This is a genomic window from Capnocytophaga stomatis (assembly GCF_002302635.1).
Taxonomy (GTDB): domain Bacteria; phylum Bacteroidota; class Bacteroidia; order Flavobacteriales; family Flavobacteriaceae; genus Capnocytophaga; species Capnocytophaga stomatis.
This window is the reverse complement of the sequence record NZ_CP022387.1, coordinates 884,859-908,273: the sequence shown is the minus strand read 5'-3', so window position 1 is coordinate 908,273 and position 23,415 is coordinate 884,859. Positions and strand designations below refer to the sequence as shown.

Below are 23,415 nucleotides of genomic sequence, written 5' to 3'. Positions count from 1 at the left end.
TTTCTCAACAGCGGATTTGTTCAATCGTATGAGTTTGAGGCATTAATTTCCTATGTTTTTGATAATATCAATGTTTATTTCGGCAGAAAGTTTTCCGGCTTCGACAACGAACTTTTCGTAGGAAGAAGCATCTCCTTCGCCGGCTTTATCGGAAATGGCTCGGAGCATAATAAACGGAGTTTTTAGCAAATAGCAAGTCTGTGCGATGGCTGCGGCTTCCATTTCAACTGCTTTGGCTTTGGGGAAGGTATTCTCAATTTGTTTTAGGCGTTTGGGGTCGGAAATGAAGGAATCTCCGCTTACTACCAGTCCGCAATGCAATTGATTACTGTGTTTCTCGGCTACGGATTTGGCTAACTGAAACCATTTATCGTCAGGAAGATATGCAGCCGGCATCTGTGCTTGTTGCCCGATTTCATATCCGAATGCGGTGACGTCAACGTCGTGATGGCGAACCTCGCTCGCTAAAATAATATCGTGAACGGAAGATGTTCCTAATCCGCCCGCAGTTCCTGTATTGATAATCATATCCGGTTGGAAGTGTTCAATGAGTAAAGTTGTTCCCACGGAAGCACTTACCTTTCCTATTCCCGAAAGAAGCACTACAACGGAAACGCCGTGCATTTTCCCCTCGTGAAATGCAAACGAACCGATTGTGGTTGTCTTAATATCGTTTAATTCTTTCTTTAATGTATTTATTTCGAGCTCCATCGCTCCTATGATACCGATTTTCATTTTTGATTGTGGATATTTTTGGGCTGAGATTTAGTCGTTTAATTCTTGAAATCCTTTTGTCATAAATGTTTTGACCTCATTGTTTTCGTTATAAACCAATAACACGTTTAGTTCCGGGTGATTTTCCAAAAAGGACTTTGTTTCTTCCAAACCCAGTATCATAAACATTGTGGCGTAGCCGTCTGCATACATAGCCGAGCTTGTTATTACTGTGGCACTTAATAAATTGCTTTGTTTTGCCTGTCCGGTTTTAGGGTTGATGGAATGCACGAATTTTTCGCCCGTCAGGCTGTCAGTCCATATTTTCCGATAGTTTCCTGAGGTTGCCAATCCTTGATTTTCGAATTTCACGGTAGTAATCAGGTCTCTTTTTTCTGAAGGGAGGGTAGGGTCTTCAATGCCGATAGTCCATTTTTTATTTTCGATGGTATTTTTGCCACTGAGGAATAGTTCTCCGCCAACTTCCACGATAAAATTGTGAATGTTTTTGGCTTTTAGAAAATCGGCGATTACATCTACGGTATATCCTTGGGCAATGGCATTGAAATCAAAGAAGATAGCAGGGTTTTCTTTCTCAATGTATTTTTCTTCAGTCAGTCGCACTTTGTGAAAGCCTACAAAGTTTTTCAAACTATCGATTTCCTTTTGAGAAAGATTCTTTTGAGTTTTGTTTTTCCCAAATCCCCAAGCGTTTACTAAGATTCCTATCGTAGGGTCGAATAAACCTTCGCTTTCTTGCCATATTTTTTGAGAAGCGAGGAAAACTTTTTCAAAATGTGTGTCTATTTTCACTTTCTCACCCTGATTAATCTTTGAAATAATCGATTCAGGACGATAGGTGGACATTGACAAATCAATAACTTCCAAAATGGAATCAATGGCGGGTTTTAGGTTTTCGTCGCTGTTTGAAATGTATTTAATTCCGTATGTACTCCCTTGTGCTTTTCCTTTGATTATGAGTGTTTTATCTTTTTTGGAAGAACAGGAAAACAACGCTGCCAGAATTGCAAAAAAAAGTATTTTTTTCATTCAAAAAAATAAATGTTTCTCAATTAAAAAATTTCCAAAAGTCCTTTGAAATTCACTTGATAAGGTTTGTTTTTGTAAATAGGAAATTCCTCATTTTCAATGTTTGTGAGTCCCACGCCGGCAAAATATGCTTTCGCGTTGTGAGTTTCAGCGTGTTTTTTGACGATTTGCATCAGTGCGGGGTCATACGCATCAGGGTCTTCTCCGTAAGGAACAGCCCGAACGATTATGAAATGTTTCTGATTTTTTTTATCTACACAAACAAACTGCGGGTCTTTCTTTAATTGGCTGTTTACCAGAAGAAATTCCCAATGTAGCTCATCACGTAAAGCCGTTCCCACAATGTTCATTGCCAAGTTGTGTAACTCTTGTCCAGTCAATGCAATAGCCGACATTTTTATACGTTTTTAGCTATTTGGTTCAACCCGAAAACAATTAATTTTTCAACTGCTTGTTTGGTGTCTTTAGTGAAAGTCCCATTGGCTCGATTAGCGATGATTACATTTAGCGAAACAGCCTGATGCCCTAACAATTTCGATAATCCGTAAATTGCGGAAGTTTCCATTTCCAAATTCGTCATTCTGAAGTTATTATATTTGAAATTGTGTAGTTTGTCATTCAATTCAGAATCTTGCACAGCCAATCGGAGTACACGCCCCTGAGGACCATAGAAACCGGGAGCCGTTCCCGTGATACCTTCAAAAACTTCAGAAGTGAGTAGCTTTTTCTTCAATGTTTCGCCACAAGCCACGATGTATGGACGTCCTTTGTTTTCATTCCAATTGGTGTGTTTTATGAAAGCGTCTTCAATGTCTTTTTCTGTAACTTGATGAATGTCAAGGTATGAGTGTAGCATATTATCCATTCCCAATCCGTGGGATGAAAGCACAAAGCTATCGACGGGAATATCAGCTTGTAGCGAACCTGAAGTTCCAAAACGGATGAAATTCAACGAAGTAAGCTCTTTTTTAGGCTGCCGTGTTTCCAAATCAATATTGAAAAGTGCATCCAATTCGTTGATAACGATGTCAATATTATCAGGGCCAATTCCCGTAGAAATTACCATTAGGCGTTTTCCTTTGTAAGTTCCTGTATGTGTGCAGAATTCTCTTTTTTGTACTTGATGTTCAATCGTATCAAAATGAGCACTAATGCGTGCTACTCTATTCTGGTCGCCAACCAAAATGATGGTTGTGGCTACTTGTTCGGGCTTTAAATTCAGATGATAAATACTTCCATCAGGATTTAAAATCAATTCAGACTCTCGAATCATATTTCGTTGTATTAATGATGTTATTGATTTTGAGGTATATTTAAACTATAATTTCAGAATTTTGTTCGATGTGTCGTAATACAGGAAATCATATTTTAAACTGCCTCCTAAGTATTCATTTTCATTTCGTAAAATGGGATACATATTTGTTTCGTTTTTCAAAACGCTTCCTCCTTGAATATTGATTTTCAGAGGATTTAATGAAGAAAATAAAGGTTTAAGTTTTTCTATAATTCCTTCATATTGCATTGCCGAATAACCAAAATTGGGCTGAATTTTAACCAAATGATTGATGAATACATTTTTATCTCCTTTAAAACCGATAGATTCTTTAAGAGCTTCGTTTTCAATGATATTCAGTCCGTTTTTTACGGAAGGAAATCTTTTTAAATGGATTTCAAGAATTGAAGGAAGTGCTGTGAGGTTGGTTTGTGTGTTTTTGATGTGTTTTTCTAATTGTAAAGGAGATTCGCTACAATAAAGTTGCCAAATATAATCAGCGTACTCAACGTCATCTTGGTTGAAGAAAACTCGATTTTCGTACTTTATTTTTAGTTCTTTTTGTGTTGGTTTGCTGTTTGTGTGATTTATCCACGAAATTTGTATATCTTTTCGATATTTTTTTAGCCAACTCATTACGGCAATCATATTTATTTGGCTTTGTAAGTCCTCATCAAACCACAAAACTGCCTCATCTTGTGTTTTTTGATTGCATAAATTCCGATATTCTTTCAGTACACTCTCAATAAAAGAAGATTTTCCTGTTTTGTACTCATTTTTGAAGAAATTGTAACGATTTTTCCAAAAATTCTCACTGCCAACATCCGTAGAAGTTCTTCCTTCGCAAAGCATTTCATTCCAAGTAATTACTTCCGAATTTGTATCCATTTTTTTCAGTACTTCAGAAGCATTTTTGTTCCCTATAATGTGTAGTACTTTTCGCATAATCGTGATTTTTTTAGTTTATACGCATTGGCAAACCTACGAAAAAAAATAATTGGTTGGTCAAAATTTTATGCTTTTTAGCATTGTTAAATTTTTATTGATGAAAAATTTTTAAGGTCTTCTTAGTGAATAAATTTTTGTTAATATGTTTGTTATTAGTGTTTTATGGTGATTTCTTTAACTGAGTTCAGAACGAATTATTGTGTCAATGATTTTTTATTTGTTAATGAGATAAAACTTATTAAAACTGGACGAAAAACATAAAATTTTATTAAAAAAATGATATTTGTTATCAAAAGTCGTATATTTGTCCTGTTTTAATTGAGGAAAAAATCTATGGAAAAATTTGGTGACGTAATTGATGTAAATACTCCCGTTCTTATTTGTTTTTTTGCAGATTGGCACGAGCCTTCAATGCATATGAATGCCGTTTTGAGAGAGATTCTTTCAATAATGGGCAATCGTGTGAAGGTTGTTAAAATAGATGTAGATAAAAATAAAGAACTTACAAAGGCACTGAAAGTGAACGGATTGCCTACGCTTGTCATTTATAATAAAAGAGAGCTTGTGTGGAGAGAGGAAGGCTTTCAGGACAGCGATGTAATTTCCTTAGAGTTGAGTAAATACATAAATTAGGTCAGAGATTTCCAAGTCCTTGAAAAAGCAAAATTACGAAGTACAACAGCCGTTATTGGTTGTTTTTTTTTGCCTTTTCAAGTTAATTTTCTACTTTTGCGTGCTAAAGAAAGGCTTTCTTGAAGGCTAATAATCAAAAGTTTAAATTAGTTGAATGTTCAAATATTATGAGTAATACAATTACAGCTACCAATTTTAATTTCCCTGGTCAAAAGTCGGTGTATAAAGGGAAAGTGCGTGAGGTTTATCACCTTGAAAATGATCTTTTAGTGATGATTGCCACTGACCGTCTTTCGGCTTTTGATGTGGTTATGCCAAAGGGAATTCCGTATAAAGGTCAGATTTTAAATCAGATAGCGACCAAGTTTATGCAACAAACAGAAGACATCGTTCCGAATTGGCTTGTCGCAACTCCTGACCCTAATGTGGCGGTGGGGCATTTGTGCGAACCTTTCAAGGTGGAAATGGTCATCCGTGGTTACTTGGCAGGGCACGCAGCACGCGAGTACAAAGCAGGGAAACGAAAACTTTGTGGCGTATCTCTTCCTGAAGGAATGAAAGAAAATGATGTTTTTCCACATCCGATTATCACACCTGCCACCAAAGCCGATAACGGGGAGCACGATGAGGATATTTCAAAGGAAGATATCATCGCAAAAGGAATCGTGAGTGCTGAGGATTATGAAGTTTTGGAAAAATATACATATGCACTTTTTGCACGAGGAACAGAAATTGCAGCTCAACGAGGACTTATCTTGGTTGATACCAAATATGAATTCGGAAAAACAAAAGATGGAAAAATCGTGCTGATTGACGAAATTCACACACCTGATTCTTCCCGATATTTTTATAAAGAAGGCTACGAGGAGCGTCAGCGAAAAGGTGAGCCGCAGAAACAGCTTTCGAAAGAATTTGTTCGTCAGTGGCTTATTTCCAACGGATTTCAAGGAAAAGAAGGACAACAAGTTCCTGAAATGAGTGATGAATATATAAACACTGTTTCAGAGCGTTACATTGAACTTTATGAAAATATAATGGGAGAAAAATTCGTTAAAGCCGATGTTTCAAACATTGAAAAACGTATTTATGACAATGTGATGAATTATTTGAAAAAGTAATTTATAAGAGAATAAAATTAACCAAAAGCTCAATACTTGGAGTGATACACTTTAAGTTTTGGGCTTTATTTTTAGAAAAATGAAAACAAGAATAACAGAAATTTTCAACATAAAATACCCGATTGTTCAAGGAGGAATGGTTTGGGCAAGTGGCTGGCGATTGGTGTCGGCAGTTAGTAATGCAGGAGGTTTGGGACTGCTTGGGGCGGGGTCAATGTATCCGGAAGTGCTTCGGGAACACATCCAAAAATGCAGAAAAGCAACTGACAAACCTTTCGGGGTAAATATTCCGATTATGTATCCTGATATCGATAAATTGATGGAAATCATTATTGAGGAAGGGGTGAAAATTGTTTTTACTTCGGCAGGAAATCCAGAAATTTGGACATCGGTACTTCAAAAAGAAGGAATAAAAGTTGCTCACGTGGTAAGTAGTTCAAAATTTGCGTTGAAAGCTCAAAATGCAGGTGTTGATGCCATCGTGGCGGAAGGCTTTGAAGCCGGAGGACATAACGGACGTGAGGAGACCACAACTATGACACTTATTCCTTCGGTGAAACGGCATAGTAACGTTCCGCTTATTGCTGCGGGAGGTATTGGCACGGGTAGGGGAATGCTTGCTGCAATGGCTCTCGGAGCCGACGGGGTGCAAATTGGTTCTCGTTTTGTTGCAACCAATGAGGCTTCTTCACATATCAATTTCAAACAACGTGTTTTGGAGGCGGACGAAGGAGATACAATTCTTACTTTGAAAGAATTAGCTCCTGTTCGTCTGTTGAAGAATCCGTTTTATGAACAAGTTTTGGAGCTTTACCGAAGTGGAGAGGCTTCGGCTGAGAATATCAAGAAGCTTTTGGGAAAAGGACGCACCAAAAAAGGAATGTTTGAAGGTGATTTGACGGAAGGCGAGCTTGAAATTGGTCAGATCGCTTCTGTAATTGATAAGATACAGCCTGTTTCGGAGGTTTTTCAGGAAATCATAGATGAATATAACTTTGCTTTATCAGAATTGAATCAACTCGGAAAGCTTAACTTTTAAAAACGTTTTGTGATTTAGATTGTTTTCTAAAAAAAATATGTGTACCTTTGGAACTCAAATTGTAACATTTTTTAATTTAAAATTACTTAAAAGATAAAACATATGAGTTTTCCAACCGATTTAGAAATCGCACAAAATGCGAAGATGCAACACATTAAGGAAGTTGCCAAAAAACTGAACATCAACGAAGACGATTTGGAGCAATACGGGAAATACAAAGCCAAATTGCCGCTTACGCTCATCGACAAGGAGAAAATCAAGAAAAACAAACTGATTTTAGTTACCGCCATCACGCCCACACCTGCGGGAGAAGGTAAAACAACCGTAAGTATCGGGCTTACCGAAGGGCTCAACAAAATCGGGAAGCAAGCCGTGGCGGTTTTACGCGAACCCAGCTTAGGTCCTGTTTTCGGGATTAAAGGCGGAGCCGCGGGCGGAGGCTACTCGCAAGTAGTTCCGATGGAGGACATCAATTTGCACTTCACCGGCGACTTTTCCGCTATTGAAAAAGCCAACAACCTGCTTGCTGCTGTTATCGACAACAACATCCAAAGCAAAACACATTCCATCGGGATTGACCCACGCACCGTTGTTTGGAAACGCGTGATGGATATGAACGACCGCGCTCTTCGCCAAATCGTTATCGGGTTGGGCGGAAGTGCAAATGGTGTTCCCCGAGAGGACGGATTTAACATCACGCCTGCTTCCGAGATTATGGCAATCCTTTGTCTGTCAGAAAACTTCTCGGACTTGAAACGCCGTATCGGAAACATTTACGTCGGGAAGAAATTCGACGGTTCCCCTGTTTTCGCTCGTGATTTAAATGTTGTGGGAGCGATGGCTTTGCTCTTAAAAGATGCCATCAAACCGAATTTAGTGCAAACTTTGGAGAATAATCCTGCCATTTTACACGGAGGACCTTTCGCCAGCATCGCACAAGGAACGAACACAGTTCTGGCAACGAAGATGGGAATGTCGCTCAGTGAGTACACCGTTACGGAAGCCGGTTTCGGAGCCGATTTAGGGGCTGAAAAGTTCTTGGACATCAAGTGCGTTTCTGCGGGAATTGCTCCCAACGCTGCGGTAATCGTTGCCACAGTGCGTGCATTGCGTCACCACGGAGGTGCCGTGAAGGAGGAATACAATACATCAAGTCTCGAAAAGGTGAAAAAGGGCATCGGAAACTTGGAAAAACACATCGAGAATGTGCAGAAGTTTGGCTTAAAGGCAGTCGTGGCGATTAATAACTTCCCGAACGACAGCGAAGAGGAAATCAAGTACATTCAAGAAGTATGTCATAAAAAAGGTGTTAAGGCTGTGGTTTCCAAAGGATTTGCACAAGGTGGCGAAGGAACAAAAGAGCTTGCCCAAGCTGTGGTTGAAATCGCCGAAAGCGGAGAAAGCAACTTCAAACCGTTGTACGACCACGCTATTTCAATCGAAGAGAAAATCGAAACAATTGCCAAAGAAATTTATGGAGCAAGTAGCGTGAATTACACTTCAAAAGCTCGTACCCAACTGAAAAACATCAACAAACTTGGTTTCGATAAGATGCCTGTTTGTATGGTAAAAACGCCAAAGTCATTAAGTGATGATGACAAGAAGTTGGCACGTCCTACCGATTTTGAAGTAACGGTACGCGAGTTCGAGTTTGCTTCGGGTGCAGGTTTTGTCATTCCTATTTTGGGAGATACGATGCGTATGCCGGGCTTGCCAAGCGTTCCCGCTGCCGAAGGAATGGATATCGATGATAATGGCGTTATCACCGGACTTTCTTAAAAGAAGCATTACAAAATGGGCAAGAAGGATTAACAATTAGTAGTTAGTGAATAATCTTTAGTAATTAGTGATTAGAGAACGGGAAACATTTCTCTCTTACTAAAGAAGCTGACTTCTGTTTTAATCCTTATTCCTTATTTCGTAAGAGATATAAAAATAACATTCGTTAATTAGTTAATTATAAGTTAATTGATTGGCGAATGTTTTTTTATTTTATAAATTTGCCTATCGATAGTTCCTAAATCATAGTCAATACTAAAAATAGTAAAAATCTAAAAATTATGACCACGAAGAAATTTGCCAAATATTTAGAAAAGCAATGTAAAGCAATAATCAATTTTTCTTTAGAACCTATCTTTGAAGAATATATCATTAATGTAAACGGAAAGCGTGTAGGCGTGGTTTACAAAGAGAAATTCTATGTAATGTACGCTCCTGTTTTTGATAAATTCAAGAAAGTAATGCCTAACGCAGTTCCTGTAAATCCGTTTGGGTGGGCATATCATAATCTTGTTGAAATAGAAAACCTTGAAAATGTAGAAAAACTGAAAGAAATAGTGTTGGCTGTTTATGATGATATGTATTTTAATAAGGAATTTGTTGCAGATATTTCAACTTATTTTTATAGTTATCAAAACTATCCTGATGTGATTAAGCATATATATGATAGTCATATTACTTTCCTTCGTTTTTGTTATGACAAAGGATTGTTAAAGATAAACTGGGTTGATGGAGAGAATAGAATTTTAAAATTTTACTTTAACAATAATGATTTAACTGAAGACGGACATAAAATATTTCATAACCTATATATAAAATGGTTGAAATATAATGAAAAAAATGATGAAAGGTCTGAAATCAGAGGTAAAGATGTAAAAAGATTGGAGAAATATTATCAGGAATTGATGTAAAAACTAATTTTTGATATGGAATGAACTAAAAATTACATTAACTAAGGATTGGGAGACATTTCCCAAGTGTTGGGAAAGATAAAAAATGCTTTGGGAAAGATGGATTATCTGTTAGGAAACCTTTCCTAAAGAGTGGGAGAGATGAAAAATTACTTGGGAGAGATAATTTTGAAAGGAAATTATCTTGAAAATATAAAAAGTAAAATCAATTTATTATATAATTATTAAAATTATTTGTTATGCCGAAATCGTATGCTGAAAAAATGGCACAAGTTAAAGTGCTAATTGATGGACTTAGAGAATCAAAAGATTCCCTACCCGCAGGAATTACAGAAGAAACTATTAATGAGTTGGAAAACTTACGAAATGAAGTGGAAAGACTCAACAGCGAGCAAGAACGCTTAAAGGCTGAGCTAAAAAGAAAAACAGAAGAGGCTACTCAGAAGATGAAAGAGATGGATGAACGTTCGTCCAAGATGAAAAAACGTATAAAAATTGATTACGAACAATCAATATGGCGTAAATACGGAATAGAAGACAAGAGATAAAGAGTAGTTAAAGTGTAAATACTAAAAATCCAAGATTAAAATTCATTCTTAATCTTGGATTTTTCTTTTGTATATATTCGCTGAAACAATAGTGATGATTACTTATTATTCTTTTAGAATGATAATCTAAAATTGGAAGTAGATAAAAGGATGTAAATCTGCCGAATAGGCTTGGTAACAGATGACAACTATAACAACCGCGATAGCTCCTTTTACGGCAATGTGACTTTCTGAAAAGATATGCTCCACTGCATCTTTCCACTTCTGAGGAAGCCAATGGGTGATGTATCCGATGAGCATAACGAAGAAGACATCTTGATAATGCACCAGCACTTGCCAAGCGGAATCCCAGCCCATATTGTTATTCACTTGGTCGAACCATTGGGCGATAGATTCCATATCCTTGCCACGAAAGAAAATCCGTGTAAAGGTGATGAATGCAAAGGTGAAAAGGATTTTCCAAGTAGTGGCAATCCAATGTGTGGATTTTTCATAAGGACTTATCTTTCTCCAATACTTGTAAACGAGAATTCCCACGCCGTTTAATCCTCCCCAGATGACGAATTTCCACGAAGCACCGTGCCAAAGTCCCCCGATGAGCATCGTCAGCATTATGTTAATGTTAGTAACCACGTGGCGTTCTATGTTTCGGCTAATGTACATCAATCCTGAAACAAGGATAAGAATGAATCCTACCAAAAACGTGAAGTAAAGGTCATTGACAGCAATAGTTATGCCCACAATAAAAATTAATGAGATGATAACTGTCCCTGCCGAACTATTGCGATTGCCTCCCAAAGGAATGTAAAGATAATCTTTTAGCCAAGTGGAAAGAGAAATGTGCCAGCGTTTCCAGAAATCTCCACAATTTATAGCTTTGTAAGGAGAGTTAAAGTTGATAGGAAGCTGAAAGCCCATAAGCAAAGCCAAACCGATGGCAATATCGGTGTAGCCAGCGAAGTCTCCGTAAATTTGCAATGAGTAACCGATTAAAGCCATCACGTTGGAGAATCCGGAGAACATCGTGGGATTGTCAAACACACGGTCTAAGAAGTGCATCGCTATGAAATCGGCAAAAATCATCTTCTTGATAAGCCCTTTGAGAATCATAAACGTTCCTTTGTTGAAGGCTTCGGCAGTAACTTCGGTCTTTTTGATAATTTGCGGTACGAAATTCTCTGCGCGAACGATGGGGCCGGCGACTAACTGAGGGAAAAAGCTCACGTAAAAGCCAAAATCAAGAATAGATTTAAGCGGGGCTGTTTTTCTACGATAAATATCCACCGTGTAACTTATCGTTTGGAAAGTGTAAAATGAAATACCTACTGGGAGAATAATCGTATCTGCTCGGAAATATCCCTGCGAGTCAAATCCATTTCCCCAATACGCCAAGTAATTAAAAACCTGATGATTGGTGTGAAAAAGAGCGTTGTAGGTATCTGTGAAAAAGTAAGCGTATTTAAAATAAGCCAATACGCCTAAATTAATAATGATGCTGATAACTACGGCAATCTTTCGGCGATGTTCCTGCGTTTGTTGGTGAATAAAATTCCCCAAATGGAAATCAGTAACAGTGCTAAAGAGAAGCAGAAAAACAAATAATCCGCTTGCTTTATAGTAAAAGTAAAGACTTGCAAAGAGTAGGAAAAGATTCCTAAGGCGTATTCTTCGATAAACAAAAGAAAAGATAGTATATACAATGGCAAAGAATATCCAAAAATCGATTCGGACAAAGTTCAGAGGACTTTTTTCATCAAAAGAAAAGAAATTTGTAATAAAATCCATATCTATTCAATTGCCAAAATATCGTTATGCAGATGTTGGAAGAATAATTCCGAAATGATTTGCGTTCCTTTTGGTTTTAAATGCACGTAGTCAGAGGCTGCCATACCTTTTTCCACCCAAGCCACCATTGAGTTTTCACCTCCCATTGCTTCGTAAATGCTCCAGAAAGCAACGCCGTGATTGACGCACTGAGTTTTCATCTCCTCATTGAGCTTGATAAGAAAAGGATAGGTAATCATCTTACCATTCTCGGAAGTGGACATATCTCCCGGTCCGATGACAATCACGGAAGCATTCGGGTTGCTTCGTTTTACCCATTTGATGTTCTGCATTAGCGAACGGACGTAATCGGTAATTTGTTTTTCTTGCTCGATGTAAGGAATAGTATTCCCTCCGAATTGAAAAATGAAGATGTCGGGCTTTCGTTCGGCGGACATTTGTCGGAAGTTCTCGTGATTAAGCCTTGTGAATATCCTTCCCGCCTCGCCTCGCATCGCGACATTATCCATACGCACACCTTTTGCCTCGTCGAGCGTGATGCCGTAAAAGTCGGGACTTGTGACACCTTCGAGTTCCACCTTGATTTCTTGCGGAGTTTGGTCAAAATCCAGTTTGAAATTGTGATATTTTCCGTCTGCTTTCAGGAAATCTTCTTTTAAAAGTTTTCCATTTTGATAGACGGTTATTTTGGTAGGGTGGGAACAATTCCCGTAATGCAGCCCGAATTTCGTGAACTTCCGCAAACGATTATAAGCCGTTGAGGAAGGTTTAACGGTAAAAGAGGCTTTTTTAACTGTAATGGTATCAGCAGGATTATAGTCCGTGAAACGTGAAAGAGTGGCATACAGACCATACTTTTGGTGTGGGACTTTTTTCCTTTTGAATCGGTCAAATGACGCAAACCGAAGCCAATTATCACTTGCTTGAATGTTTACACTATTTTGAGTATAGGCAACTTTAATAGGGATGAAACCAGGTCCGCCACCCCCGAAAAGAGCTTGAAAACGATTGCGGACATATATGGTAATGCGGTCGCCTTCTATCTGTGAATCGCCGTAATGAATGATTTGGCAATTAGGTTGTTGCAGCTTTTCTTTTAATTGAGATATGAACTTCGCGGAGTTTTCCGGATAGTAAATCTTTCCTTCCGTACTGCTTGCCAATGTGGAATCTTCCTCCTCATTGGAAGACGCAACCGAATCTATTTTCGCCGGAGGAGTTTTCTCCTTTTCCTGTTTCTTTTTTGTAACTTCCTCAATAATTTGATTGGCTTTTGAGTTTTTGGGAGAGTTGTCCTTTAATAAAATATCAGAAGTCGGGTATTTTATCATTGTATTTCCCAATACAATTCCTTCTTTCACAGAACCTTGCGAGGTTTTATATTGCCCACTAATGAAGGTAACTGCAAAAAGTGCTAATAACACACCGATAAAGAAGATTGCTATTTTCTTAGGATTCATTCTTTTTTCTAACGTTTTAAATTGCGAAGGTACATTTTTTTAATTATTTACAAAATTTTTTATGAAAAAGAAGGAAAGCAACACTCCAAACTGAGAATTATTCTGTGCCAATGATTAATCTTGAATTATCCCATTAATTCCTCCCATTCCAGCATTAATTTCTCTAATTCTTTCTTTTTTAAATCATAACTTTTATAGAAGTCATCGCTCTGAACCTCTTGTCCCATTTGGTGGTTCATTTGTTCCAAGTCTTTTTCGATGTCCGTTATCAGATTCTCAATTTTGTTGATTCTGTTTTGTATTGTTTTCTGTTGTTTTTGCTGCTCGAAAGATGGTTTTTCTTTCTTTTCTACATCTTTTACCTCTGAGGAAACATCTTTACTTTGTTCAATTTCTCGGAAATTTTCAACGGCTCGTTGTTCCAAGTAGAAATCAATGTCGCCCAAATATTCTTTGATGTTTTTATTTTTGAATTCATAAACTTTGTCCGTTAATCCTTGCAGAAAATCACGGTCGTGCGAAACGATAATGAGCGTTCCTTCAAAGTTTTGTAAGGCTTTCTTCAGAACATTTTTTGATTTGATATCCAAATGGTTAGTAGGTTCGTCCATTACCAGAACGTTAAAATCCGAAAGTAGCATTTTAGCCAAAGCCAAGCGATTACGTTCTCCTCCCGAAAGGACTTTTACTTTTTTTTCCACATCATCACCTCGAAATAAAAAAGAACCTAAAATATCTCTGATATTCATTCGGTTGGTGTCGTTGGCGGCGTGAAACATCGTATCAACTACGCTCATTTCTCCGTCCAGATATGCAGCCTGATTTTGAGCGAAATAACCCAATTGTACGTTGTGTCCTAATTTTATATTTCCCTCAAACGGAATTTCGCCGACAATCATTTTGGCTAACGTTGTTTTTCCCTGTCCGTTTTGTCCTACAAAGGCGATTTTGCTTCCTCTTTCAATCAGTAAATCAATGTTTTGCAAAACTTCCTTTTCTCCATAATTTTTGGAAGCATTTTGAATTTCCAAAACCACCTTGCCCGGAGTTACCGAAACAGGAAAACGAACGTTCATCACGGCATTGTCTTCCTCATCAACTTCGATGCGTTCAATTTTGTCCAACTTCTTTATAAGCGACTGAGCCATAGAGGCTTTTGTAGCTTTTGCTCGAAATTTTTCGATGAGTTTTTCAGTTTGTTGTATCTTCTTTTCCTGATTTTTCTGTGAAGCCAATTGTTGTTTACGTATTTCCTGACGAAGTTCCAGAAATTGCGAATAAGGTTTGGGATAATCGTAAATTTTCCCTACTGAAATCTCTATGGTTCTGTTAGTTACATTATCCAAAAACATTTTGTCGTGCGAAACGATAACCACAGCTCCTGCATACGTTGTCAGAAACTGCTCCAGCCAAATGATGGATTCAATATCCAAGTGGTTGGTAGGCTCGTCAAGTAACAGAATATCATTGTTTTGCAGAAGTAGTTTTGCCAGCTCAATTCGCATTCGCCAACCTCCTGAAAATGTGTCTGTTTGCTTTTGAAAGTCTGAACGTTGGAAACCAAGTCCGAGCAATACTTTTTCTGTATTTCCTTGATATTGATAACCTCCGATAATATCATAACGATGTGTTATTTCGCTGAGCGTATCCATCAAATTATGATAAGATTCGCTTTCGTAATCCGTTCGGAGTTCCATTTCGCCGTGGATTTCGTCCATTTGGTTTTCCAAACGTTTTATCTCCTGAAAAGCTTGGTAGGCTTCTTCAAGAATTGTTCTTCCGTTTTCAAAATCAATATCTTGCTTTAAAAAACCGATGTTTACCTCCTTATCTGTGGCAATAGTTCCGGAGTCGGGTTTGAGCTCCTTTGCCAGAAGTTTCAACATTGTAGATTTTCCAGCTCCGTTTTTTCCGATGAGTCCCACACGGTCGCCCGCATTAAGCATAAAAGCAACATTTTCAAACAAAAACTCCCCCTGAAATGATACGGATAAATCGTGTACGTTCAGCATATATTGATTTTAATGAAAAAAATTCAGCGGGTGCAAAGATAGTCATTAAACTCAAATAAAAGAAAAGTGATGAGAAAAAAAATCTCATTTTTAACTCTTTACTATTTTATCTTCATCTAAATAAATTAAATATTTGCCGATAACTTCCCAACCTAAATCGGAAAGGATGTTGGCGTAGGTTTGCATTTGTAAATGATGCTTTTCGTTGGGTTTTCCTGTTTTATAATCAATGATTACAGCTTGTTTGTTTATCGGATTGAATGCAATTCGGTCAGGGCGGAAGAATTTTCCTGATTTATCAATGAATTCTTTTTCAATGAAGTAGGTGTAATTTTCAGAAAAGTACTCACTAATTTTTTCATCTTGTATTAATTTTAAAAGTTGTTGCAGAACAATTTTATACTGCTCATCGGTTAGGATACCTTCAGCCAAAGCATTTTTTAAGACAGGTTCCAAATCATAATGATAAACAACTTTTGCCAGAAGCTCGTGCATTAAGTTTCCTTTCTCAATAGATTCTTTTCGAGAAGTATCCCAAAGAAGAGAAGCTCCCGTAGCAATTTTGTAATTAGGTGTTGCCCAACCCTTTTGAAAATAAATTAATCCCTCTGTGGTTGATGTTTGTTTTTTGTCTTTAACAGGAAAAACAGGACTTCCGAATTCGTATTTTAAGAAATCATCATTCCATTGCCCTTTCTCTTCGATAAAACTTTTAAAAAGAGAACCATAGGTTTCGGATTTTGTATCGGACTCCGTGTTTTTCTTTTCAGCAGCCTTTGGCAAAGATGTGATTACATATAAAAAAGATTCCGGACGTGTCATCGCTACATAAAGAACGTTAATCTGATCTAATAAATGTTGCTCGTGATGCTGACGAATGATTTCTTCTGCTTTTGGCTCGAAATTTACAAGAGATTTGCTACTTTGTACCAAAAGCGTTTCAAATCCGTTGAAATCCTTGCTCGATACAGGATACCAAATCGTTTCGTTACGCGATTCGATGAGTTTACTATCTGCGAAAGCGTAAATAATAACAGGAGCCGACAAACCTTTACTTTTGTGGACGGTCATTATGGTAATTGCGTTCAAACCTTCCGGAAGACTTATGCTTAACTTTTCTTTCTCTTCTTCCCAAAATGTTAAGAATTCCGATAATCCGCCCTTGTGTGTATTTTTAAAATCAAATATCAAATCCAGAAAATGCGTGAGGTAAGCATCTGATTTTCTTGATAAATCAAAACAATTTATAAGCAAAGTAACTCCTTCATACAAGGAATGTGAATGAAACTCATTTGCAGAAAAATTATGGTCGGCAAAAAATTTTTCAACAGGCTCATTCATATATTTTGTAATGAAATTATGCACCTGCTCAATGCTTTTAAGTCCTGCATACTCAAAAAGCATCTTAACCTTAAGCTCCTGACTATTTTTGTTATGCAATAAATGCAACAACGAGATTAAAAATTGTATGGAAACAATATTCTTAAGCAATAATGAATCAGGAGAAATGATATTCTTTCCTTTTGAGGACAAGAAAGAAGCAACCGCGGAGCCTTCCCTATTTGTGCGAACCAAAATGGTAATATCTTTATCTTCTGCTCCCGATTTGTTGGCGTGATTGATTGCCTCAAAAATTGCGTTACAGTACGTTATTTCTTTTTCTGTAAAAATATCAAAAATACTACTTTCGTCAGAGGTGTTTTCTTCAAAATCTTCTGCAAGGTCGGTTGCTTTTAAATCCACAAACTGAATGCTTAAATATCCTTCCGGCAAAAGTTTATTTCGTTTTGTTTCAGGATAATTCTGCATTGCATTTAAGTACAACTCTCTGTATTTTTCCGATTGAAACTTGTTTGCAATGAAACTAAAGAAATGATTGTTGAAATTGATAATAGTTTCAAGGCTTCGGTAATTATCTTCTAAATTTATGGTTTGCCCCTTGATGAAAAAAGGATTTTCTTCATTGGAATACAAACTCATAAATTGTTCTGCCTTTCCGCCACGCCATCGGTAGATGGATTGTTTCGCATCTCCCACCAATAATAAACTTCCTTTTTGTTTTGCAATGCTTTCACTTTGCACAGCATTTAAAATAAGCGGAATAAGATTTTTCCATTGCAAAACGGAAGTATCTTGAAACTCGTCAATGAAATAATGTCTGTAACGTTCTCCGATGCGTTCGTATATAAACGGAACAGGCTGAGAAGCTATTTCGCCGGAAATAACCTCATTAAATTCCCAAATCGGTAAAATATTTTCTTCGTCTTTTATGAGTTCTATTTCATTTTGAATACGATTGAGCAAGGCTAAAGGCACAACAAACCGAAGTGCATTTTTTGAGAAGTTAAACAGACCAAAGGCTTCCTTAACAGATAAAAAATAAGAGAAAATCTGTGGCTGAAGGCTATCAATTAAATCTGTGTCCAAAAATTTTGCATTGGTTTTAGCGTACAAAGGTTCTGTAGCTAATTTTTCCTGCCAGGCAGCTCCCCAAGGAAGTTCTCGTTCCGGATTTTCATTAAGTTTTTCAAAAAAATTATATACGTAACCGCCTTTAAAAGCAGATTTATCCAAATTATTTTCATCTAACAGATTTAAAAATGAAGCGGCTGTTTCTTTTATTGTTGCAACCGATTCATTTTTTTTCTTGAATAAATTCTTTTTTAAGGCTTTGAAATCTTCTAAATCTTTCTTCTTTAAATTGCTGAGTTCCCAGTGATGATTTTCATTGGTAAGCATACCGGCTACCCGAAAAAGTTCTCCGGCAATATCCCAGTTTTTATCTTCTTTTATCTTATCATTTGAAAATTCTGTAAGCAAATTAGTTAATTCTTCATCAGTTCCTGCCAAATTTAGCAAATTATCAACTGCACGTTGCAATAATGTTTTGGCATCTAACTGAACTTCAAAAAATTGATTCAGGTGCAAATCAAAAGCAAAGCTGCGAATTAGTTGGTGATTAAAACCGTCGATGGTACTGATATTAAAAGAAGCGTAATTATGCAGAATGTGTTTAAGTACATCTTCCGAACGCATTTTTAGCTCCATTGGTGCAAGTTTCAGTTCTTTACAAAGTTCTTTGAACATTGCATCGGGTTCGGATAGGCTTTTTTCATCTGAAAATACGGTGAGATATTCTATAATTCTGTTTTTCATCTCAAAAACAGCCTTGTTTGTGAAGGTTATTGCCAGTAAACTTCTGAATAACTCCGAATTTTTGCTCGATAAGATGATTTTCAAGTATGATTTGGCAAGACTGTACGTCTTCCCCGAACCCGCAGAAGCATTATAAATGGTATAAGAAGATGAAGATTGCATACTAAAATTTTGGTGCTAAAATAAGAAAAAAGCATAAACAATAAAAATTATTTGCTTTAGCTTGTTAGTGATTTATAATGAATTGTTTTGAACTCCCGCAGATTTTGCAGATTTTTTGATATTTTAATTTTAAAACTCGCAGATTACACAGATTTTCTCAGAAAAAAATAAAAATAATCTGAGTTTCTCTGCGAACTCTATGGAAAATACTTTTTTTATTTGAGAATGTATGTATTTTTTGATATTTTAATTTTAAAACTCGCAGATTACACAGATTTTCGCAGAAAAAAATAAAAATAATCTGTGTAAATCTGCGAAATCTGTGGGAAACATTTTTTTCATACAGAAATGTACAAATTCTTACAAAAAAAGAATAAAAAAATCTGAGTTTATCTGCGAACTCTATGGGAAATACTTTTTTTATTTGAGAATGTATGTATTTTTTGATATTTTAATTTTTAAACCCGCAGATTTCGCAGATTTTCGCAGAAAAAAATAAAAATAATCTGTGTAAATCTGTGAAATCTGTGGGAAACATTTTTTTCATACAGAAATGTACAAATTCTTACAAAAAAAGAATAAAAAAATCTGAGTTTATCTGCGAAATCTGCGGGAAATAAATTTTTTAAATCGGATTGTTTGCAATCTTCCGTAAATAAAAATTTTTGAAGAAAGACGCTTTGCAATCTTGCGTAAAAAAAACTTTTTTAAAGAAGATTAGGTCAAACGCATGAAAAATTTTGGATAATATCTTTTAAGTAATCTGTATTGTAGGCGGCTTTGAGTCTTCGTTTCTTTAAGCTTAATTTATCTTTTTGATTTTTAATCATTTGTAAGGCTAATTTCCGCAGAGCAGATAGGTTTTCAGCCGAAAATCCTGCTCTGGCTCGGCACGAATCCTCCCGAAATGTTACATCCAAATGCCAATGCAATTTATTCTCAATCCCCCAATGCCCACGAACTAATTCATTGAAATAATCCGCAGATAAGCCCTCTTCACTGCTGATGTAATACCTCGTTTCTTTCTGAATATCAGCACCTAAATGCCTTTCAGATTCAATTTGAATCAGGGTTTTCAACCCCGCCCAAACCGATAAATTTTCATCAAGCAACACATCTTTCGCTTGTAAAATACGGCATTTACGAGTTTCAAATCGAGACGAAGAATATTCCCATTCTTCTGAAAAACAATCACTTGACCTGGCTTTAAATCCGCAGACCACATCCTCAAATAATTCTGATTGATTCGATTTTAAAGACAGTAAATAATGCCCTTTTTTCGCCATAATTACAGATGCTATTTCTTTCTGACAGCCCATCGCATCAATGCTAACTACCGCATTTTCAATATCTAAACTATTGATGATTTCAGGAATAGCCGTTATTTCATTGGATTTGTCTGCTACTTTTTTCTGTCCGATGCAAAGTTCGTTTTCGCTCACCCAAGCATTTACAATGTAAAGCCCTGTATTTCCACGACTTCTAGGATTTACACCTTTAATCTTTTTACCATCAATGCAAATTTGTTTTTCGCCAAGCGTGTCCAAAATGGCTTTACCACAATCCATTAAGCATTTGTTTAAAACGCTAGTATCCAGCGAACTAAAAACTCGATTAAAGGTATCGTGGGAGGGTACTCCGTTGGGAAGCTTACAATATTCACGCACAAAATCAGGGTGATTTTCAGCAAATAATACCATATCTTCGTAGTCTTCGCCGTTGCTCAAATAGGTGAAAAGCCCAATGAGAAGTATGTCAGAAAGAAGATGATTGCATTTGTTCACCATACGAAAATCCTCAATGTCAGAAAAATAACTCACTAAATCCATAAAAACAAAAATATTAAATTTCGTGCGTTTGACCTAAAAGAAGATTGTCTGTAATCTTGTTTCAAAAACTTTTTTTAATGACAGACGCTCTGCAATCTTAGTATAAAAAAATATTTTAAAGAAGGATTGCAAACATTCCTGAATTTGAATTTCATAAAATTATGTTTTAGGCAGACGTATAATTCTTAAAATATTGTCAATTAATAAAATAAATCTTGAAATGGCTTGTTTTTTGCTGTATGTAAATTACATAATTATAAACTTAATTGATATGGAAAAATTAGTAAAAATCAAAAACATTTATTTAACAAGGTTGAATAATGCACAGTATTTACACTTTATGATTGAAGTGGAAAAATTAGTTCGAACTGCTACGCTGGAAAAACTGCAAATAAGCGAAAAATTATTTCAAAGATTGCAGGAAAACATCAAAATTCTAACAGAAAAAGCGTACGAAAATCGTTCCGAACAACAAACTAAAGAGTTATTGAAGCTGGATAAAGAACGTGATAACATTGTCAGATATGTGTTGGCAAATATTCGTAACGAACGCAAGTCGTACATTGTTAAACGCAAAGAAGCTGCTGAAAGCCTATATGAAGCAACCAAAAATTACAAAAATGTGCCTTCAATGGGATACAAAGAAGAATCGGTTGCCATTCGTGCCTTATTAAGCGACCTTGCCATAGAAAAAAATGCTAAAGACATCACCACATTAGGGCTTGCCGCAACATTGGAACATCTTAGAACATTGAACGAAAGCTTTGAAGAACAATTGGGCGACCGAACTTTTGTGCAATCTTCCAAAGAAACAGGAAGCACGAAAAAGGTTCGTAAAGAAACCAATCTCATTTATGATGAAATTGCCTTGAGAGCTCAATCGCAAAGCATCGCAATTCCGTCAGAAGAGGCGAGTACTTTTGTTACAGTGTTAAACAAACTTATTGACGATTCTTTAGTTTTAAGCCGCTCCAAACAAAAACCTGAGGCTTCGGAATAGGTAGGAAACAATTTGCAGAAAAGTTAATCTGCTTAAAAAGAGAAAATCAAGCTAAGTAAATCATTTAATGAACCTTACTTAACTTGATTTCTTATGTAAACAAAAAAATTATTCAAATTTCTGTTTTACAAATATTGAGCTGTGTTTTTTTCAATAAGAATTGTTGTGATTACAGTCCTAATTGAGTGAAAAGCTCAACGATTTTTTTGTTTGACGGTCTTGGAGCATCTGCACTAACGATTTTTCCTTCGGTGTCAATCAAAATAAAACGCGGAATGCCTGAAATAAGGTAATTTGTTACGAAATCAGATTTCCAATCATTATCTGCAATAAGTTGCGTACCTACCAAACCTTGGTCAGTAACAAATTGTTTCCATTTTTCGTAATTTCTTTTTTCATCAACCGAGATGCTCACGAATTCAATGTTTTTTCCGTGATATTGTTTTTCAAGCTCTTTTAAATGAGGAATTTCACCAATGCAAGGACCGCACCACGTAGCCCAAACGTCCACATAAACTACTTTTCCTTTAAAATCCTCAAGCGACGTAGTTCCCCCTTTGTGATTCTCGAAGTTGAAAGAAGGAGACGGCTTGCCAGCTTCTAAGGCTTTGATTTTCTCGTAGCGTTCGTTAAGAACTTTTTTGAAATCCTCGTTTGTAACATTGCTAACCAAGTCATTATAGAAAAAGTCCAAAGTTTTTGCATCAGGAATGCCACCACTCATTATTTGAGATGATGCGATGCTGTTTTTGATGTTTCTACTTTTTGTTTTCTTGAAATTCTCAATGATAAGGTCTCTGTATATTTTTTCAGAGTCTTCATCGCTCATTTCTCCTTCGGCAACTCCTGTGGTTCTCTTTTCGTACTCGTCAGAGATGTCTTTTTGGAATTTTGACATTATAAGGTCGGCATATCTTGGTGAAAAATTAAAATCAGCCTCGTTGTCAAAATCAGTTGTTGTTACTTTTGGGAAATTATCAGAAACTTTGAAGTTGTTATTTTTGATAAAATATCCGTGATAAAATTCGTAGTTCGCAAGCCAGTAATCTTTTCCGTAGTTGATGTTTTTTAACTCGTTTTCTTTAAAATCAGCAACAGAAGGCGTAATTGCGTTAAGCATTTCCTTTTGCTTATTTGTAAGCTCGTTTACTTTGTTGAGAAATTCGGGCTCCTCAAATGAGTATAGATGTTTTCCCAAAGCTCTTAATTCCTCACCTGTTGTTTTGTCTTTATCGGCAAGGTAATTGTTTTCTACAGCCAAATCACCTGTGTATGTGATAGGTTCCATCGTCTCATTATCTGTGCTGAAGGATACGTTTTTGCCTTTGTGCAGATAAATATGTTTACGACCTATTCTGTACATACCATTGTGTGCAATGTGTAATGTGTCGGAAAATGACCCATCGGCATTGATGGCAATTTCTTTTTCAAAGTCGTGGCTTTTTACAGTAATCTTTTCGCCTTGTGGTTTGGCAAATTTTCCTGAAAGAACTACGTAATCAGGTGCTTTTTTTTCGCACGCTTGGAGCAAAATAACGGCTAAAAGTGCGGTGATACTTCTTTTCATTTGAAATAAATTTGTAAATTATAATGCCACAAATTTACAAATTGTTATTAAATAAAAAAGTGTTTTTTGCATTATCTGCTGATGAAAATACGAAGATTTGTTTTATTTTCGGAAATTCCGGTTTTGTTTACGGAATAAGGCTTAATTTTTTATCAAATTGAAAGATTATTTTTAAGGCAGAAAATTATTGGTTTGCTTGTATAAATTTAAAGAAAGGAAATTATAACTTGTTGATATTGTCTTTTTTCCAAAACGTAGCTACAAGAATTGCTACAACAAAGATGATGATTTCAATAACTCCGAAAGAAAAATCCGAAATAATACCTTTAACGCCCATATAAATCATTATCAGTATAATAACGATATTTTGCCGTTTGTTAGATGCATTTTGCTGCGGTAATATGTTGTTGTTTTGTTTCAAAATGAAATTG

At 36.4% G+C, this 23,415-nt stretch carries 19 protein-coding genes; 7 read left to right on the top strand and 12 right to left on the bottom strand.

Annotated features, from left to right (window positions below; all coding sequences use genetic code 11):
* Nucleotides 1-42: 42 nt before the first annotated feature.
* From CGC58_RS04015 to CGC58_RS03995, 5 genes are read right to left on the bottom strand one after another with little or no spacing between them, the layout of a single operon-like run.
* Nucleotides 43-735, bottom strand: coding sequence for a 5'-methylthioadenosine/adenosylhomocysteine nucleosidase (locus CGC58_RS04015; RefSeq protein WP_095895224.1), 693 nt, complete (start codon nucleotides 733-735; stop codon nucleotides 43-45).
* A 30-nt stretch (nucleotides 736-765) separates the two neighbouring features.
* Nucleotides 766-1,764: an FAD:protein FMN transferase gene (locus CGC58_RS04010; RefSeq protein WP_095895223.1), complete on the bottom strand. Its 999-nt coding sequence runs from the start codon at nucleotides 1,762-1,764 to the stop codon at nucleotides 766-768.
* 23 nt (nucleotides 1,765-1,787) lie between these two features.
* Nucleotides 1,788-2,159: a Na(+)-translocating NADH-quinone reductase subunit F gene (locus CGC58_RS04005; RefSeq protein WP_095895222.1), complete on the bottom strand. Its 372-nt coding sequence runs from the start codon at nucleotides 2,157-2,159 to the stop codon at nucleotides 1,788-1,790.
* Nucleotides 2,160-2,161: 2 nt separating this feature from the next.
* Entirely contained in the window at nucleotides 2,162-3,037 is an 876-nt protein-coding gene (locus CGC58_RS04000) for a nucleoside phosphorylase (RefSeq protein WP_095895221.1), read from the bottom strand.
* Between the two features lie 45 nt (nucleotides 3,038-3,082).
* Entirely contained in the window at nucleotides 3,083-3,982 is a 900-nt protein-coding gene (locus CGC58_RS03995; protein WP_095895220.1) for a DUF1835 domain-containing protein, read from the bottom strand.
* A 336-nt stretch (nucleotides 3,983-4,318) separates the two neighbouring features.
* On the opposite strand from CGC58_RS03995, the gene CGC58_RS03990 reads away from it, so the two are divergent.
* From CGC58_RS03990 to CGC58_RS03965, 6 genes are all read left to right on the top strand, one after another.
* Nucleotides 4,319-4,618, top strand: a complete 300-nt coding sequence (locus CGC58_RS03990; protein ID WP_095895219.1) for a thioredoxin family protein — start codon at nucleotides 4,319-4,321, stop codon at nucleotides 4,616-4,618.
* A gap of 167 nt (nucleotides 4,619-4,785) precedes the next feature.
* Nucleotides 4,786-5,736 carry a phosphoribosylaminoimidazolesuccinocarboxamide synthase gene (locus CGC58_RS03985; RefSeq protein WP_095897104.1) on the top strand — a complete coding sequence of 317 codons (951 nt, stop codon included), beginning with the start codon at nucleotides 4,786-4,788 and terminating at the stop codon, nucleotides 5,734-5,736.
* Nucleotides 5,737-5,815: 79 nt separating this feature from the next.
* Complete coding sequence (locus CGC58_RS03980; RefSeq protein WP_095895218.1) at nucleotides 5,816-6,775, top strand: NAD(P)H-dependent flavin oxidoreductase; 960 nt, start codon at nucleotides 5,816-5,818, stop codon at nucleotides 6,773-6,775.
* 102 nt (nucleotides 6,776-6,877) lie between these two features.
* On the top strand, nucleotides 6,878-8,554 hold the full coding sequence (locus CGC58_RS03975; protein ID WP_095895217.1) for a formate--tetrahydrofolate ligase: 1,677 nt from the start codon (nucleotides 6,878-6,880) through the stop codon (nucleotides 8,552-8,554).
* 281 nt (nucleotides 8,555-8,835) lie between these two features.
* The gene (locus tag CGC58_RS03970; RefSeq protein WP_095895216.1) at nucleotides 8,836-9,465 is read left to right on the top strand and encodes a hypothetical protein; all 630 of its coding nucleotides are present in this window, start codon (nucleotides 8,836-8,838) and stop codon (nucleotides 9,463-9,465) included.
* A 239-nt stretch (nucleotides 9,466-9,704) separates the two neighbouring features.
* Complete coding sequence (locus tag CGC58_RS03965; RefSeq protein ID WP_095895215.1) at nucleotides 9,705-10,013, top strand: membrane-binding protein; 309 nt, start codon at nucleotides 9,705-9,707, stop codon at nucleotides 10,011-10,013.
* A 126-nt stretch (nucleotides 10,014-10,139) separates the two neighbouring features.
* Here the strand turns inward: CGC58_RS03965 and CGC58_RS03960 are convergent, their stop codons facing one another.
* From CGC58_RS03960 to CGC58_RS03940, 5 genes are all read right to left on the bottom strand, one after another.
* A complete protein-coding gene (locus tag CGC58_RS03960; protein WP_095895214.1) occupies nucleotides 10,140-11,798 on the bottom strand; it encodes an MBOAT family O-acyltransferase in 1,659 nt (552 codons plus the stop codon).
* A 2-nt stretch (nucleotides 11,799-11,800) separates the two neighbouring features.
* Nucleotides 11,801-13,258, bottom strand: a complete 1,458-nt coding sequence (locus CGC58_RS03955) for an SGNH/GDSL hydrolase family protein (RefSeq protein WP_095895213.1) — start codon at nucleotides 13,256-13,258, stop codon at nucleotides 11,801-11,803.
* 125 nt (nucleotides 13,259-13,383) lie between these two features.
* Nucleotides 13,384-15,270, bottom strand: a complete 1,887-nt coding sequence (locus CGC58_RS03950) for an ABC-F family ATP-binding cassette domain-containing protein (protein ID WP_095895212.1) — start codon at nucleotides 15,268-15,270, stop codon at nucleotides 13,384-13,386.
* 90 nt (nucleotides 15,271-15,360) lie between these two features.
* Nucleotides 15,361-18,588: a UvrD-helicase domain-containing protein gene (locus CGC58_RS03945; protein ID WP_095895211.1), complete on the bottom strand. Its 3,228-nt coding sequence runs from the start codon at nucleotides 18,586-18,588 to the stop codon at nucleotides 15,361-15,363.
* 722 nt (nucleotides 18,589-19,310) lie between these two features.
* Nucleotides 19,311-20,417 (bottom strand): ISAs1 family transposase, encoded by a 1,107-nt coding sequence (locus CGC58_RS03940; RefSeq protein ID WP_095895210.1) that lies wholly within the window; start codon nucleotides 20,415-20,417, stop codon nucleotides 19,311-19,313.
* Between the two features lie 271 nt (nucleotides 20,418-20,688).
* On the opposite strand from CGC58_RS03940, the gene CGC58_RS03935 reads away from it, so the two are divergent.
* Nucleotides 20,689-21,417, top strand: coding sequence for a DUF6261 family protein (locus tag CGC58_RS03935; RefSeq protein ID WP_157909189.1), 729 nt, complete (start codon nucleotides 20,689-20,691; stop codon nucleotides 21,415-21,417).
* A gap of 169 nt (nucleotides 21,418-21,586) precedes the next feature.
* Here the strand turns inward: CGC58_RS03935 and CGC58_RS03930 are convergent, their stop codons facing one another.
* Together CGC58_RS03930 and CGC58_RS03925 are read right to left on the bottom strand one after the other, a co-directional pair.
* A complete protein-coding gene (locus CGC58_RS03930; RefSeq protein ID WP_095895208.1) occupies nucleotides 21,587-22,984 on the bottom strand; it encodes a TlpA family protein disulfide reductase in 1,398 nt (465 codons plus the stop codon).
* 220 nt (nucleotides 22,985-23,204) lie between these two features.
* A complete protein-coding gene (locus CGC58_RS03925) occupies nucleotides 23,205-23,405 on the bottom strand; it encodes a hypothetical protein (RefSeq protein WP_157909188.1) in 201 nt (66 codons plus the stop codon).
* Nucleotides 23,406-23,415 lie beyond the last annotated feature (10 nt).